This is a genomic window from Pseudomonas sp. fls2-241-R2A-110 (assembly GCF_030209165.1).
Lineage (GTDB): Bacteria > Pseudomonadota > Gammaproteobacteria > Pseudomonadales > Pseudomonadaceae > Aquipseudomonas.
Map to the genome: position 1 here is coordinate 53011 of NZ_JARVSN010000011.1, position 14069 is coordinate 67079.

12 protein-coding genes are annotated in these 14069 nt (G+C 58.0%); 5 read left to right on the forward strand and 7 right to left on the reverse strand.

Annotated features, from left to right (window positions below; genetic code table 11):
- The first annotated feature begins 109 nt into the window (after nucleotides 1-109).
- The 3 genes from QRN31_RS10205 to QRN31_RS10215 all read left to right on the forward strand — a co-directional run bounded on the left by QRN31_RS10205 (nucleotide 110) and on the right by QRN31_RS10215 (nucleotide 6850).
- Nucleotides 110-3385 (forward strand): transglutaminase family protein, encoded by a 3276-nt coding sequence (locus QRN31_RS10205; protein ID WP_285431802.1) that lies wholly within the window; start codon nucleotides 110-112, stop codon nucleotides 3383-3385.
- Nucleotides 3386-3473: 88 nt separating this feature from the next.
- Nucleotides 3474-5960: a circularly permuted type 2 ATP-grasp protein gene (locus QRN31_RS10210; protein WP_285431803.1), complete on the forward strand. Its 2487-nt coding sequence runs from the start codon at nucleotides 3474-3476 to the stop codon at nucleotides 5958-5960.
- Nucleotides 5960-6850 (forward strand): transglutaminase family protein, encoded by an 891-nt coding sequence (locus tag QRN31_RS10215; RefSeq protein ID WP_285431804.1) that lies wholly within the window; start codon nucleotides 5960-5962, stop codon nucleotides 6848-6850. The genes QRN31_RS10210 and QRN31_RS10215 overlap by 1 nt, the downstream gene beginning before the upstream one ends.
- A 221-nt stretch (nucleotides 6851-7071) precedes the next feature.
- On the opposite strand, the gene QRN31_RS10220 is transcribed toward QRN31_RS10215, so the two are convergent.
- Nucleotides 7072-7260: a hypothetical protein gene (locus QRN31_RS10220; RefSeq protein ID WP_007947526.1), complete on the reverse strand. Its 189-nt coding sequence runs from the start codon at nucleotides 7258-7260 to the stop codon at nucleotides 7072-7074.
- Nucleotides 7261-7328: 68 nt separating this feature from the next.
- The gene (locus tag QRN31_RS10225) at nucleotides 7329-7916 is read right to left on the reverse strand and encodes a cytokinin riboside 5'-monophosphate phosphoribohydrolase (RefSeq protein WP_259155598.1); all 588 of its coding nucleotides are present in this window, start codon (nucleotides 7914-7916) and stop codon (nucleotides 7329-7331) included.
- Between the two features lie 343 nt (nucleotides 7917-8259).
- Between QRN31_RS10225 and azu the strand changes: the two genes are divergently transcribed.
- A complete protein-coding gene (azu, locus tag QRN31_RS10230) occupies nucleotides 8260-8706 on the forward strand; it encodes an azurin (protein ID WP_222589547.1) in 447 nt (148 codons plus the stop codon).
- A gap of 97 nt (nucleotides 8707-8803) precedes the next feature.
- Here the strand turns inward: azu and nadE are convergent, their stop codons facing one another.
- The 5 genes from nadE to QRN31_RS10255 all read right to left on the reverse strand — a co-directional run bounded on the left by nadE (nucleotide 8804) and on the right by QRN31_RS10255 (nucleotide 13050).
- A complete protein-coding gene (gene nadE, locus QRN31_RS10235) occupies nucleotides 8804-9631 on the reverse strand; it encodes an NAD(+) synthase (protein WP_285431805.1) in 828 nt (275 codons plus the stop codon).
- Nucleotides 9632-9635: 4 nt separating this feature from the next.
- Nucleotides 9636-10871, reverse strand: coding sequence for a nicotinate phosphoribosyltransferase (gene pncB / locus QRN31_RS10240; RefSeq protein WP_285431807.1), 1236 nt, complete (start codon nucleotides 10869-10871; stop codon nucleotides 9636-9638).
- A gap of 167 nt (nucleotides 10872-11038) precedes the next feature.
- The gene (locus tag QRN31_RS10245; RefSeq protein WP_285431809.1) at nucleotides 11039-11200 is read right to left on the reverse strand and encodes a hypothetical protein; all 162 of its coding nucleotides are present in this window, start codon (nucleotides 11198-11200) and stop codon (nucleotides 11039-11041) included.
- 3 nt (nucleotides 11201-11203) lie between these two features.
- Nucleotides 11204-11461, reverse strand: a complete 258-nt coding sequence (locus QRN31_RS10250; protein ID WP_285431810.1) for a hypothetical protein — start codon at nucleotides 11459-11461, stop codon at nucleotides 11204-11206.
- Between the two features lie 131 nt (nucleotides 11462-11592).
- On the reverse strand, nucleotides 11593-13050 hold the full coding sequence (locus QRN31_RS10255) for an alanine/glycine:cation symporter family protein (RefSeq protein ID WP_285431812.1): 1458 nt from the start codon (nucleotides 13048-13050) through the stop codon (nucleotides 11593-11595).
- Nucleotides 13051-13227: 177 nt separating this feature from the next.
- Here QRN31_RS10255 and QRN31_RS10260 point away from each other — a divergent pair, with 177 nt between their 5' ends.
- Nucleotides 13228-14034, forward strand: a complete 807-nt coding sequence (locus tag QRN31_RS10260; RefSeq protein WP_285431814.1) for a helix-turn-helix domain-containing protein — start codon at nucleotides 13228-13230, stop codon at nucleotides 14032-14034.
- Nucleotides 14035-14069: the final 35 nt, after the last annotated feature.

Consider the following 14069-nt stretch of genomic DNA (forward strand, 5'->3'; position numbering starts at 1 on the left):
CGATTTTGGTGCTGTACTGCCTCAAGCAACGGAAGAAAGCGCCAGCGCCACGGGATGGCATAAGTCTTGCGCGCTTTCCAATACGCTTAAGGCTCGCAGGAGGCACGCCGTGTCGATTCATGTCGCATTGCACCACGTCACGCATTACCGCTACGACCGCGCTGTCGAGCTCGGTCCGCAGATCGTTCGCCTGCGCCCGGCCGCCCACAGTCGCACGCGGATTCTCTCCTATGCGCTGAAAGTCTCGCCCGAGCAGCACTTCATCAACTGGCAGCAGGACCCCCAGGGCAATTACCTGGCGCGATTGGTGTTCCCGGAAAAAACCTCCGAGCTGCGGATCGAAGTCGATCTGCTGGCGGAGATGGCGGTGTTCAATCCCTTCGATTTCTTCCTCGAGCCCTACGCGGAAAAGATTCCTTTCACTTACGCCGCGGATGAGCGCAAGGAACTGGCGCCCTATCTGGAAACCTTGCCCCTGACGCCGAAGTTCAAGGCTTATCTGGACGGCATCGACCGCACGCCGCTGCCGAGCGTGGATTTCCTCGTGGCGCTCAACCAGCGCTTGAGCGAAGACATCGGCTACCTGATCCGCATGGAGCCGGGTGTGCAAACGCCAGAGCACACCCTTGAGCACGCCTCGGGCTCGTGCCGCGACTCGGCGTGGTTGCTGGTGCAACTGCTGCGAAACCTCGGCCTGGCGGCTCGATTCGTCTCCGGTTACCTGATCCAGTTGACGGCCGACGTCAAAAGCCTCGACGGCCCCTCTGGCACCGAAGTGGATTTCACCGACCTGCACGCCTGGTGCGAGGTCTATTTGCCCGGTGCCGGCTGGATCGGCCTGGACGCGACCTCAGGGCTGTTTGCCGGGGAAGGACACATTCCGTTGGCGTGCAGTCCCGATCCGGGCTCTGCGGCACCGATCAGTGGCTTGGTGGAGCCGTGCGAGTGTGAGTTCACCCACGAAATGTCCGTGGAACGGATCTGGGAAGCGCCGCGGGTCACAAAGCCCTATACCGAAGACCAGTGGCTGGCGATCCAGGCGCTGGGCCGGCAGATCGATGCTGACCTGCTCGAAGGCGATGTGCGCCTGACCATGGGCGGCGAGCCGACTTTCGTGTCCATCGATGACCCGGACGGCGCCGAATGGAACACCGCAGCGCTGGGGCCGGACAAGCGACGCCTGTCCGCCGAGCTGTTCCAACGCATGCGCAAGCATTACGCGCCCCAAGGCCTGGTGCATTTCGGTCAGGGCAAATGGTACCCCGGCGAACAATTGCCGCGCTGGTCGCTGAACTGCTACTGGCGCCGCGATGGCGTGCCGATCTGGCACAACGGCGCCTTGATCGCCGATGAGCAGGAAGACTACGGCGCCGATGGCGAACTGGCCGGACGTTTTCTGGCGAGTGTCGCCGAACGCCTGAAAATTCCCACGCGCTTCGTGTTTCCAGCCTACGAAGACAATTTCTATTACCTCTGGCGCGAAGGCACTTTGCCGATGAACGTCAGCGCCGAAGACTCACGTCTGGAAGAACCGTTGGAGCGTGCGCGCCTGCGCAAAGTCTTCAGCCAGGGCCTGGACAAGGTCATCGGTCAGGTCTTGCCGCTGGCGCGTACCGCCAAGGGCGATCAGTGGCAAAGCGGTCGCTGGTATCTGCGCGACGAACATTGCCGGCTGGTGCCGGGGGATTCGCCGCTGGGCTATCGCTTGCCGCTGGGCTCGCAGCCTTGGGTGAAGGCGGCGGAGTACCCGTTCATCCATCCCGCCGATCCTAACCAGGAATTTGCGGCACTGCCGGACACGATGCATTTGAACAGCCCGGGTGTGCCGGCCGACGCGGTTGAGCGGGCGCCGAAGGTTGATGAGTCAGCTGATTGGCTCACCCGCACCGCGTTCTGCGCCGAGGCCCGGGAAGGGCGGTTGTACCTGTTCATGCCGCCTCTGGAGCGGGTCGAAGACTATCTGGAACTGGTCAGCGCCATCGAGGCCACGGCTCAGGAACTGCATTGCCCGGTATTGCTGGAGGGCTATGAGCCGCCGAGCGATCCGCGCCTGAGCAACTTCCGCATTACCCCCGATCCAGGCGTAATCGAGGTCAACGTGCAACCGTCCGCCACGTGGGACGAGCTGGTCGAGCGCACCGAGTTTCTGTACGAAGAAGCGCGCCAGACCCGATTGACCACCGAGAAATTCATGATCGACGGGCGACACACCGGCACCGGCGGCGGTAACCATTTTGTGCTGGGTGGCGCTACGCCGGCGGACTCACCGTTTCTGCGCCGTCCGGATCTGCTGCGCAGCCTGATCAGTTACTGGCATAACCACCCGTCGCTGTCCTACTTGTTTTCCGGATTGTTCATCGGCCCGACGTCCCAGGCGCCGCGTGTCGATGAAGCGCGCAACGATGCGTTGTACGAGTTGGAAATCGCCTTCGCCCAGATGCCCGAACCGGGCGAGGCGTGTGCGCCGTGGCTGGTCGACCGGTTGCTGCGCAACTTGCTGATCGACGTGACCGGCAACACGCACCGCGCCGAGTTCTGCATCGACAAGCTCTATTCGCCGGATGGCGCCACGGGGCGGCTTGGGCTGCTCGAATTGCGCGCGTTTGAAATGCCGCCGCATGCGCGCATGAGTCTGGCTCAGCAGTTGTTGCTGCGGGCGCTGGTCGCGCGGTTCTGGCGTGAGCCTTATGCGCCGCCGAAGCTGGCGCGCTGGGGCACCGAGCTGCATGACCGGTTCCTGTTGCCACACTTTATCGAGCAGGATTTCGCTGATGTGATCGTCGACCTCAATGCTGCCGGTTATCCAGTGCGGGCGGAGTGGTTTGCGGCGCATCTGGAATTTCGCTTTCCCAAGGTCGGCGATTACGCGGTCAGTGGCATTGAGCTTGAAGTGCGCCAGGCGCTGGAGCCTTGGCATGTGCTGGGCGAGGAGGGCGCGGTCGGCGGCACGGTGCGTTACGTGGATTCGTCGCTGGAACGGCTGCAGGTCAAACTCACTGGCCTTGCGCCGCAGCGTTACATGCTGACCTGCAACGGCGTCCCGGTGCCCTTGCAGCCAACCGGGCGAGTTGGCGAATTTGTTGCTGGCGTGCGTTTTCGCGCGTGGCAACCGGCCAACTGCCTGCAACCCACCATCCCGGTTCATGCACCGTTGGTGTTCGACCTGCTCGACACCTGGATGCAACGTTCGCTGGGTGGCTGTCAGTACCACGTCGCCCATCCGGGCGGGCGCAACTACGACAGCCTGCCGGTGAACGCCAATGAGGCCGAAAGCCGGCGGATGGCGCGGTTTTTCCGTATCGGGCACACGCCCGGGAAACTGCCTGTACCGATCCTGGAAATAAACGACGAGTTGCCGATGACGCTCGATTTACGACGCTTCTAAACCGTACGCGACGCCCGGATTTTTCGTCTATCCGGGTGTCATGAGCCTGCGTTAGTCTGACCGTTCTTCGCTGTCTGCCGAGCTTTCCATGCCTGACCTGCTTGACCGCTACCCGCTGACGGCGGGCACTTATCACGAACTGCTCGACGACAGCGGCGCGGTGCGCCCGCACTGGCGCCGTCTGTTCGACCAATTGCAACGCAGCACGCCAACGCAATTGGTGCAGCGTCAGGCGCTGTTGACCCGGCAGATCCAGGAAAACGGAGTGACCTACAACGTCTACGCCGACCCCAAGGGCGCTGACCGACCGTGGGAGCTTGACCTGCTGCCCCATGTGATTGCCGCTGATGAGTGGGCACGGTTATCGGCCGGGATCGCCCAGCGCGCACGTTTGCTCAATGCTGTGCTGGCGGACCTCTATGGTCCGCAACGGCTGATCGCCGAAGGTCTGCTGCCGGCGGAACTGGTATTCGGCCACAACAACTTCCTCTGGCCTTGCCAGGGCATTGCGCCGCCCGACGGGACCTTTCTACATCTGTACGCAGTGGATCTGGCGCGCACGCCTGATGGCCGCTGGTGGGTCACGGCAGATCGCACTCAAGCGCCATCCGGTGCCGGTTATGCGCTGGAAAACCGCACCATCGTGTCTCGGGCGTTTCCCGAGTTGTATCGCGATTTGAAGGTGCAGCATCTGGCCGGGTTCTTCCGCACGCTTCAGGAAACCCTCGCCCGCCAGGCGCCAAGCGATGATGAGGCGCCGCTGATCGTGCTGCTGACGCCGGGGCGTTTCAACGAAAGCTATTTCGAACATCTCTATTTGGCGCGTCAGCTCGGTTATCCCCTGGTTGAGGGTGGCGACCTCACGGTGCGCGATGCCACGGTCTACTTGAAAACCCTGAGCGGCCTGCGTCGGGTTCACGCGATCATGCGTCGCCTTGACGATGATTTCTGCGATCCGCTGGAGCTGCGCACCGACTCGGCGCTTGGCGTGCCGGGCCTGCTCGAAGCGGTGCGACAGGGGCGCGTGCTGGTGGCCAATGCTCTCGGCAGCGGTGTGCTGGAGTCGCCAGGGTTGCTGGGATTTTTGCCGCGAATCAATCAGTTCCTGTTCGGCGAAGAACTGATCTTGCCGTCCATCGCGACGTGGTGGTGTGGTGAAGCGCCGGTGCTGGCTCAGGCCCTGGAAAAACTGCCCGAGCTGCTGATCAAGCCGGCCTTTCCATCGCAAAGCTTTGCTCCGGTATTTGGCCGGGATTTGAGTGAAAAACAGCGCCAGGCGTTGGCAGAGCGCATGCAGGCGCGGCCTTATGCCTATGTTGCGCAAGAATTGGCGCAGTTATCTCAGGCGCCTATCTGGCAGGCCGAGGATGGTCAGCTGCAACCACGCGCCATCGGCATGCGCATGTATGCCGTGGCCAGCCGCGACGGCTACCGGATATTGCCGGGTGGTTTGACTCGGGTTGCCGCAGACGCAGACGCCGAAGTGGTGTCGATGCAACGCGGCGGCGCGAGCAAGGATACGTGGGTGCTGGGGGATCGTCCGCCGAGCGGCGAACAATGGAAAACCCAGCGCACGATCGGCGTGCATGATCTGGTGCGGCGTGATCCCTATCTGCCGTCGCGGGTGGTGGAAAACCTTTTCTGGTTCGGCCGCTATTGCGAACGTTGTGATGACAGCGCCCGACTGCTGCGGATCATGCTTGCGCGCTATGTCGATGGGGACGACCCGCAGGCGCTGGAGGCGGCAGTCGATCTCGGCGAGCGCCTGAATCTGTTGCCGGAAGAGGGCGCGTTGCCCGAGCGGTTGTTGGCCGCGTTGCTCGGCGACGACTGGCCGTTCAGCCTGCGCTCCAACCTGCAACGTTTGCAGTGGGCGGCATCGCAGGTGCGAGGCAAACTCTCACGGGAAAACTGGCAGGCGCTGGTGGAGTTGCAGCGCGAAGCCATGGAGCTGGAAACCGAAGAGCCGGATTTCGGCGAGTTGCTGGATTTCCTCAACCGCCTGGTGATGTCCCTCGCGGCGTTGTCCGGTTTCGCCCTGGATGACATGACGCGAGACGAAGGCTGGCGCTTTTTGATGACTGGCCGGCGGATCGAGCGACTGCAGTTTCTCAGTGGCAGCCTGGCGGCGTTTCTGCGCGGTGCCGGCGCGTTTGATCAAGCCGGGCTGGAATGGCTGTTGGAACTGGGCAACAGCAGCATCACTTACCGCTCGCGGTATCTGGCCGTGGCCCAGTTGATTCCGGTGCTCGACCTGTTGCTGCTCGATGAGCAAAACCCTCACGCGGTGCTGTTCCAGTTGAAACTGGTGACCCGCACGCTCAAGCGTTTGAACGATGACTTTGGCGCGCCGCGCGAAGCCGGGCTGCCGCAATTGGTCGAACGGCTGGCGCAGTTCGACCTGGGCTGCCTGGAGAACTCGTTGTTCGGCGAAGCCAGCGTTCGCGCCGCCATTGAGGGGCTGGCGGATTTGCTGCAACAGATCGCCGATGCCAGCGGGCAAGTGTCGGATCGCTTGGCGTTGCGCCATTTCGCCCACGTCGATGATGTCAGCCAGCGCACGGTGTCCGTCTGATGAGCGCCCATTACCAGATTTTCCACGACACCCATTATCACTACGACAGCCCGGTATCCCTGGCCCAGCAACTGGCGCACCTGTGGCCGCGGGCCTGTGCCTGGCAACGCTGCTCCGAGCGGCAGTTGCAGATCAGTCCCGACCCGACCTCGCGCCGCGATGAGCTGGATGTGTTCGGCAATCCGCTGACCCGGTTGGCATTCGAGAGGCCGCACGATGAATTGCTGGTCAACGCGAGTCTCACGGTCGAGGTATTGGCCCGGCCGACGCTGGACTTCAATCAATCCCCAGCGTGGGAAGAAACCCGCAACGCACTGAGCTATAGCGGCCAGCCACTGTCGCCTGAGTTGCTGGAAGCGTGCCGTTACCGGTTCGAATCGCCCTACGTGCATTTGAAAAGCAACTTTGTCGACTTTTCGCACAGTTGCTTCCCGGCGGGTCAGCCTTTGTTGTTGGGCGTCCAGGCATTGATGGAAAAAATCTTCAGCGAATTCACCTTCGACGCCGAAGCCACTCAAGTGGCGACACCGCTTGTGGAAGTGCTGGAGCGACGGCGCGGGGTTTGCCAGGACTTTGCTCACCTGATGCTCGCGTGTGTGCGCTCCCGTGGGTTGGCGGCGCGTTACATCAGCGGCTACCTGCTGACCCAGCCACCGCCGGGCCAGCCGCGACTGATCGGCGCTGACGCGTCGCATGCCTGGGTGTCGGTGTTTTGCCCGGTGCTGGGCTGGGTCGATTTCGATCCGACCAACAACGTGCAGCCGGCACTGGAACACATCACCCTGGCTTGGGGACGGGATTTTTCCGATGTTTCGCCACTACGTGGGGTGATTCTGGGCGGCGGGAATCATGATCCGGAAGTGCGCGTCACCGTGATGCCACTGGATTAACGCAGCTCCCCTGTAGGAGTGAGCCTGCTCGCGATAGCGGTGTGTCAGAAAAATAAATGTTGAATGTGCCACCGCTATCGCGAGCAGGCTCACTCCTACAGGGGGCTGTGTGCGTTCTTTGGATGGGGTATTTCAGAGGGGACTGTGAGGGTCAGCAAAGTGGCTGCTGACCCTGGACACAGATCCGGTGGGCCTGATCAGATCATCGGGCCCTGAGGGTCTCAGGCGTCGGGCGCCTGATCTTTCGGTGCTTCAGTTTCGTCTGTAGCCACTTCGCCTTCGGCATCCGGGTTCAGTGCTGCTGCTTCTTCTTCAGCTGTAGCTTTCTTGCGCTGAAGCTTTTCCTCTTTCTTCTGCTCCTTGGCCAAGTCTCTCTGACGTTTGGCGAAGGAATAATTAGGTTTAGCCATGGGCGATCCTCTGGGGTCGAAGGTGAGGTTGAGCGGCGCATATTCTGCCCTGTATCGGCACCGAGCCGTTAGCTGGGTTTTTGCTCGGCCCATTTTGGCGGGATCGAGGGTTGCCAGGCATCCAGTGCGTCGAGCAGGGTTTGCGGTGATTCGCTCACTTGCAGCATGTCACGGTGTGGTTCGCGAACGAAGCCTTCACCGACGATATGATCAAGAAAACCCGTCAACTTGCTGTAGAAACCGTTCACTTCCAGCAGGCCGAGCGGTTTGCCGTGGTAACCGAGTTGGCCCCATGTCCAGACTTCGAACAGTTCTTCCAGGGTGCCAAGGCCTCCGGGCAGGGCGATAAACGCGTCGCTGAGCTCGGCCATCCGCGCCTTGCGCGCATGCATGCCGTCGACCACTTCAAGACGGGTCAGGCCGCTGTGGCCGATTTCCTTGTCCTTGAGACTTTGCGGAATGATGCCGATGACTTCACCGCCGGCTGCCAGCGCAGCATCGGCGACGATCCCCATCAGCCCGACGGCGCCGCCGCCATAGACCAGGGTCAGCTTGCGCGCGGCCAATGCCTGCCCGAGGGCGACAGCCGCTTCACGATAAGCTGGGTGGGTGCCGGTGCTGGCACCGCAAAATACACAAACGGACGCTAAAGACATGCCTTACTCCATGGTCAGGATGGCCACAGAGTAAAGGCAGGCAAGCCGCGTTCCAAGGGCTAAACTTCGCGTTCAGGTGTTTCAAAGGTGCCGCTTGCGCCACAGGCATAGACGGCGAGCAAACTGCACAAAAAGCTGTTGATGGACATGACAGACGCTCCGGGTGAATGATGACGACCTGATGATAGGGCCGACCTAGACGTCTGGCTGGTAGATTGTTTCGATAGGTGTCATAGCCCGAAAGTTGTATACAATTTTTGATTCAGGTCATAGGAACTTGCGAAGTTTTCAGGCAGTCTTCTGTCCATTCGCACTTCTGTTAACCCTGCCTTGGAGATTCACCATGTTTGCCAAACTTGTTGCGGTATCCCTGCTGACACTGGCCAGCAGTCAATTGATGGCTGCTGAATGCAAGGTCACTGTCGACTCGACTGATCAGATGTCCTATGACACCAAGGAAATCAGCATCGACAAGAGTTGCAAGACCTTCACCGTGGACCTGAAGCACTCGGGCAGCCTGCCGAAAAACGTCATGGGCCATAACTGGGTGCTGAGCAAAACAGCTGATATGCAACCGATTGCTACCGACGGATTGTCAGCCGGTATCGACAAAAACTACTTGAAAGAAGGTGATGCGCGCATCATCGCTCACACAAAAGTCATTGGTGCCGGCGAGACGGATTCAGTGACCTTCGACGTATCGAAACTGGCTGCTGGCGAAACCTATGGTTTCTTCTGCTCCTTCCCAGGCCACATCTCGATGATGAAAGGCACTGTTACCCTGAAGTAATTGAATTGAACGAATAAAAAAAGCGTCCGCTTGGGACGCTTTTTTTGTGCCTGGCATTTGACCGGCTCATCGTTCATCGCGGGTCAGGCGTCACCCATCAAGGCGCGAACGGCATCATGCGCTTGTGATGGGTTTTGTTGTACGTATCGCAAATGATCTTGAACGCTTCCTCACGCACCGGCTTGCCGTGCAGGAACGCATCGATCTCGGCGTAGGTGACGCCATGGGAGGCTTCATCCGGCTTGCCTGGCGACAAATCTTCAAGATCGGCCGTCGGGACTTTTTCCACCAGCGACTCGGGGGCGCCGAAGTGGCGGGCGATGGCACGGACCTGGTTTTTCACCAGGCCACTGAGCGGTGCGAGGTCGCAGGCGCCGTCACCGAATTTGGTGAAGAACCCCATCACGGCTTCCGCCGCGTGGTCGGTGCCAATGACCAGCCCGTGGGCCGCGCCGGCGATGGTGTATTGAGCGACCATGCGCATCCGCGCCTTGGTGTTGCCCAGCACGAAGTCCACGGAGACGGCGTGTTTGCCTTCAAACGCCGCGACTTCACTGGCCAGGGATTTGACTGCCGGGCCAATGTTCACCGTGTGACGTTCGTCCGGGGCGATGAAGTCCACCGAAGCCTGAGCGTCGTGTTCATCGAACTGAGTCTCGTACGGCAAGCGTACGGCGATGAATTTGTAACTTTTATCACCGGTTTTTTCGCGTAATTCGCGCATGGCGCGCTGGGCCAGCAGGCCGGCGGTCAGCGAATCGACACCACCACTGATGCCCAGCACCAGCGTCTTGAGCCCGGAATTGACCAGGCAATCCTGGATGAAGCGAATGCGCCGGGCGATTTCCGCCTCGAGGGCGGCATGGTCGGCGAACGGTGGTTGAACCTTGAGCTGCTCAGCAATCTCACGCTGTACGGCTTGCATGAATTCACTCCTTGCTAGATGGACTGGATGTGCTGGAAAGGGCGGCAGGTACTTGGAAAACATGTCGCAAGTAGGCGACGAAATTCGGGTCTTTGCAGTGAGTCTTGCCCGGCTCATCGGAAATCTTGGCCACGGGCTGATCGTTGCAGGCGGCCATTTTAAGCACGATGCTCATCGGTTCAACACCCGGAATGTCGCACGTCAGGTTAGTCCCGATACCAAAACTGACATTGATCCGACCACGCAGCGCTCGAAATATTTCCAGCGACTTTTGCAGCGTCAGACTGTCGGAGAACGTCAGGGTCTTGCTCATCGGGTCGATGCCCAGCTTTTGATAGTGGGCGATCGCTTTTTCTGCCCAGATCACCGGATCCCCAGAGTCATGGCGCAGGCCGTCGAAGAGCTTGGCAAAGAACAGGTCGAAGTCGTTGAGGAAGGCATCCATGGTGATGCAGTCGGTCAGGGCGATCCCCAGCAGACCCCGATACTCGCGTACCCAGCAATCGAGGGCGGCGATCTGGCTGTCGATCAGCCGTGGCCCAAGTTGCTGGTGGGCCATGATCCACTCGTGGGCCATCGTGCCCAGCGGCTTCATGTCCAGCTCTCGCGCCAGGTGCACGTTGCTGGTGCCGACGAAGCGCCCGGGGAAATCGTGCTTGAGCACGTTCACCACTTCTTCCTGCACACGGAACGAAAAGCGCCGGCGTGTGCCGAAATCGGCGACCTGAAGTTCGGATAATTCGTCACTGCTGGCGTTGGCGGTCAGCCAGTCGAATTTGCGATAAAGCTGCTCGCGCACCTGTTCCATCGCCACTTGCGGGTAGCGATAGCGGTTGCGCACTTCGCTGACGATCGCCAGCAGCGGTACTTCGAACAGGATCACATGCAGCCACGGTCCGCGTAGACGGATAAACAGCTCGCCGTTTTCAATGCCGGTGTGGACGTAGCGCAGATTGAAGCGAAACAGCCCGAGAAAGCGCAGAAAATCCGGCTTCATGAAGCTGATGCGCTCCATGAAGCTCAATTGATCGGCGCTCAGGCTCAACTCGGCCAGACGTTCGATCTGGACCCGGATTTCCGCCAGGTAGGGACGCAAATCCTCACTGTTGCGGCAACGGAACTCCCATTCGACGTCTACGTTCGGGTAGTTGTGCAGCACCGCCTGCATCATCGTCAGTTTGTAGAAGTCGGTGTCGAGCAGGTTCTGCACGATGCGATCGCCAAACACGCTCTCGCTCATAACGGGGGTTCTCCAGGCGGGCCGAGGCTCGTGGCCACGAATTTTCAGCGGCTTCAATGAATGGGGCTAGTGGCGCATAACAGGGGTGGAGATTGCCAGTTTTTTTTGTGTTCATGATGGATTAATCAATTGTTGCCAGCTGCTGCCAAAGCAACGCCAGTGTTTAATCAATTTTCATGTGTTGCCTCAAGGGCTGCCTGGATGACGAGCGCCAGGCTCTCCCAACTTTTTAAATAGCCATCCAAGTGGCGGTGACGAGGAACAAGACCTGTTTCAATGGCCTTAATCATTGCGGCTTTGATCATTTCATGAGTCGCTGATCTTGCCATGATCTAGAGTCCTTTGAATGTTATTTGATCCAGTGCATCGACACCGTCCTGGAGCAATAAATAGGCTGGAAGTATCAAACGGAAAAAATCAGCATCATTGATATGTTTAACGGTTACCGAAGTCAGCGCCTCTAAGAGGCTGGTGGCTGCACGAATTCTGAAACAGGCGTCTTCAAATAACAAATGAGGTGCGGCATGCGAGTCTATATAAAAAGTTGGGCTGTTTGATGCGTTGGCTTTAAGAGGATGAAAGCGATTCACGGACGAGCTCCTTGAGCACGCTTGGGTTGTTAGGGCGCGCTCAGTCGTTATTTAAGGGGGGGGACGTTGCCTGGCATTGCTTGACTGCTGAACCACCGCAACAATGCAATGGATCAGCGTTTATTCGAAATCTATGTGAGCTTGGCTTTAGCCGGGGCCCGAACCGCACATACGGGACTCGTCGGCGGGAGGGGAGTTGGAACCGCAGGCCAGGCCATCAAATCGATATCCAGATCGCGAAACTTGCTGGAGTTAAAAACGGGCGTTCGGGTGCCGGCGCGACGTTGTTCATCGTAGTCGTCCAGAACTCGCATGCAAACTTTGAATAGTAATGCCATCGCTATCAGGTTGACTAAGGCCAAAAGTGTCATGGTGATGTCGGCAAACGCGAGCACCGTGGAAAGGTCTTCAATCGCGCCCCAAAAAACCAGCATCAATACCAAGAGGCGGTACGCGATTAATGATTTGCGAGGGGCAGCAATGATGAATCGCAAGCTGTTTTCACCCAGGTAGTAGTTGTAGAGCATTGCCGTGAACACAAACAGCGCTAGTACCACGCTGATAAACATCCGGCCCCAATCACCGACCACCTCAGCCAGCGAGTTTTGAGCCAGCGTAATGCCGTCGCCTTCAAAGCCGGGAGTGTAAAAACCTGAAAGCAAAATGATCAACGCAGTGCAGGTGCAAATAACGATGGTATCGATGAAGACACTAAATGCCTGCACCACACCTTGAGCTATTGGGTGGGCGACTTTCGCCGCGCAGGCAACGTTAGGTGCACTGCCCAATCCTGCTTCATTGGAAAAAACTCCGCGCCTTACTCCCATAATGATCGCACTGCCGACGAGCCCGCCAAATGCCTGATCCAGTCCAAATGCACTTTTGACGATGCTGATCAGCGCACCGGGGACCTGATCAATTTGTAACACGATGACGTAAAGCGTTACGCCGACGTAGGCGATGACTTTAAGGGGAACCAATAGATCGGCAACTGCCGCGATTCGCTTTATGCCTCCCATGAACACTGTGCCCAGCAACAACGACAGCGCGAGTCCGGACCATGACGTCGATAATCCAAATGCATCGTTGAGAGAATGCGATACGGCATGCGATTCAAGGCCATTGATAGCAAACCCGAAGGTTACCAAAAGCAGGAACGCAGCAATTATTCCGAGCCAACGTTTGCCCAGACCATGTTGGATATACCAGGACGGTCCCCCGCGATACTGACCATTCTCATCGCAGCGCTTGTAAAGTTGGCCCAGTGTGCATTCGAAAAAGCTGCTCGACATTCCTAGTAGAGCTGTCATCCACATCCAGAACACTGCACCGGGTCCGCCCATGCTCACGGCAATTCCGACGCCTACGATATTGCCGGTTCCGACCCGTCCGGCGAGGCTGAGCGTCAATGCCTGTAACGAGCTTAAGTGGCGGTTACCAGTAGGCGAGCAGTCACGTAATACAGAAATCATGTGTGCAAAGTAGCGAAGCTGTACGAATCGCGAGCGGATGGTGAAGTAGGTTCCTAGTCCGAGAACTAAAGGTATCAAAACCCTTCCAGAGAGAAAGTCATTGATGACGTCAAGCATTCAAAGCTCCTTGCTATTTTAAGACTGCCAGCGAATCGACGGTGTACAGAAACCTGAAATTATTCAGGTTCAGTAATATCAGGTCATCTATAACTTTCCGCAATTTCGCTAGTTGCTTAAATGTGATGCGAGTAGCTGCTATGGTTGCGCCTTCTGATGCTGTTGTGATGGGTTAATATGCGTGATTTTCTACCCGCTAACTTAAAACTGCTGTGTAGTCACTACCGATCTGTCGCGGAAGTCTGTAGGAAACTTCGGATTAATCGTGGGCAATTTAATAAATATCTCTGTGGGAGTAGTGTCCCTACCGCTTTTAACCTAAAGCGTATTTGTGATTTTTTCGGTGTGGAAGAATTTGAGATAGGGCTGCCGACAGATCAATTCATCAATCTCATTGGTGGCAAGACCGCACGAGCAACCGCTTCTCGCGAGGTGTCGGCGCCGGAACGAATTCTTGATCACCTTCGGCAACAGTCTTCATTGCAAATAAAAGCGTACACGGGCTACTACTATGAGTATTACCATGCGATGACGGAGCCGGGTTTTATTATTTGTGCGCTGGTGCATATCCATGAGGATGGCGAGCACTTCGTCTATGAGCGCAATGAGCGTTTACAAATTGTCGGCGCGCAAGAAGAGTTTGAGCAGTATCGGTATGTAGGGCTTGCCTACTATTTGCAGGATCGATTGTTTCTCATCGATTACGAGTCGCTGACGTCCAACGAAATCAGCCAAACCATCCTTATTCCAAGCTTTAAAAGCTGTATTACCCGGCTTAATGGCTTGAAAATCGGCGTTTCCGCTGCGGACCATCGGACACCCGCGTGTTCGCGAGTTGTTTGGGAGTATCTCGGACAGGAGATTCGGACTGATGCGTATCGAAAAGTCAGGTTATATAGCCTGGATGATCCCTTCATTGATGATGATCTGCGCGCACGCCTTGCCCAAACCAGCGTTGTCGACGGCCTCTTTGTTATTTCGTGAAGCTGGGATGATTCTGATAAATCTTAATGCAGCCC

Excerpts from the sequence above, each read along its gene's own strand:
- QRN31_RS10255 (WP_285431812.1), bottom strand. The coding sequence starts at position 13,050 with ATGCTTGACGTCATCAATGACTTTCTCTCTGGAAGGGTTTTGATACCT.
- QRN31_RS10225 (WP_259155598.1), bottom strand. The coding sequence starts at position 7,916 with ATGTCTTTAGCGTCCGTTTGTGTATTTTGCGGTGCCAGCACCGGCACC.
- QRN31_RS10260 (WP_285431814.1), top strand. The coding sequence starts at position 13,228 with ATGCGTGATTTTCTACCCGCTAACTTAAAACTGCTGTGTAGTCACTAC.
- azu (WP_222589547.1), top strand. The coding sequence starts at position 8,260 with ATGTTTGCCAAACTTGTTGCGGTATCCCTGCTGACACTGGCCAGCAGT.
- QRN31_RS10210 (WP_285431803.1), top strand. The coding sequence starts at position 3,474 with ATGCCTGACCTGCTTGACCGCTACCCGCTGACGGCGGGCACTTATCAC.
- nadE (WP_285431805.1), bottom strand. The coding sequence starts at position 9,631 with ATGCAAGCCGTACAGCGTGAGATTGCTGAGCAGCTCAAGGTTCAACCA.
- QRN31_RS10215 (WP_285431804.1), top strand. The coding sequence starts at position 5,960 with ATGAGCGCCCATTACCAGATTTTCCACGACACCCATTATCACTACGAC.
- QRN31_RS10220 (WP_007947526.1), bottom strand. The coding sequence starts at position 7,260 with ATGGCTAAACCTAATTATTCCTTCGCCAAACGTCAGAGAGACTTGGCC.
- QRN31_RS10245 (WP_285431809.1), bottom strand. The coding sequence starts at position 11,200 with ATGGCAAGATCAGCGACTCATGAAATGATCAAAGCCGCAATGATTAAG.
- pncB (WP_285431807.1), bottom strand. The coding sequence starts at position 10,871 with ATGAGCGAGAGCGTGTTTGGCGATCGCATCGTGCAGAACCTGCTCGAC.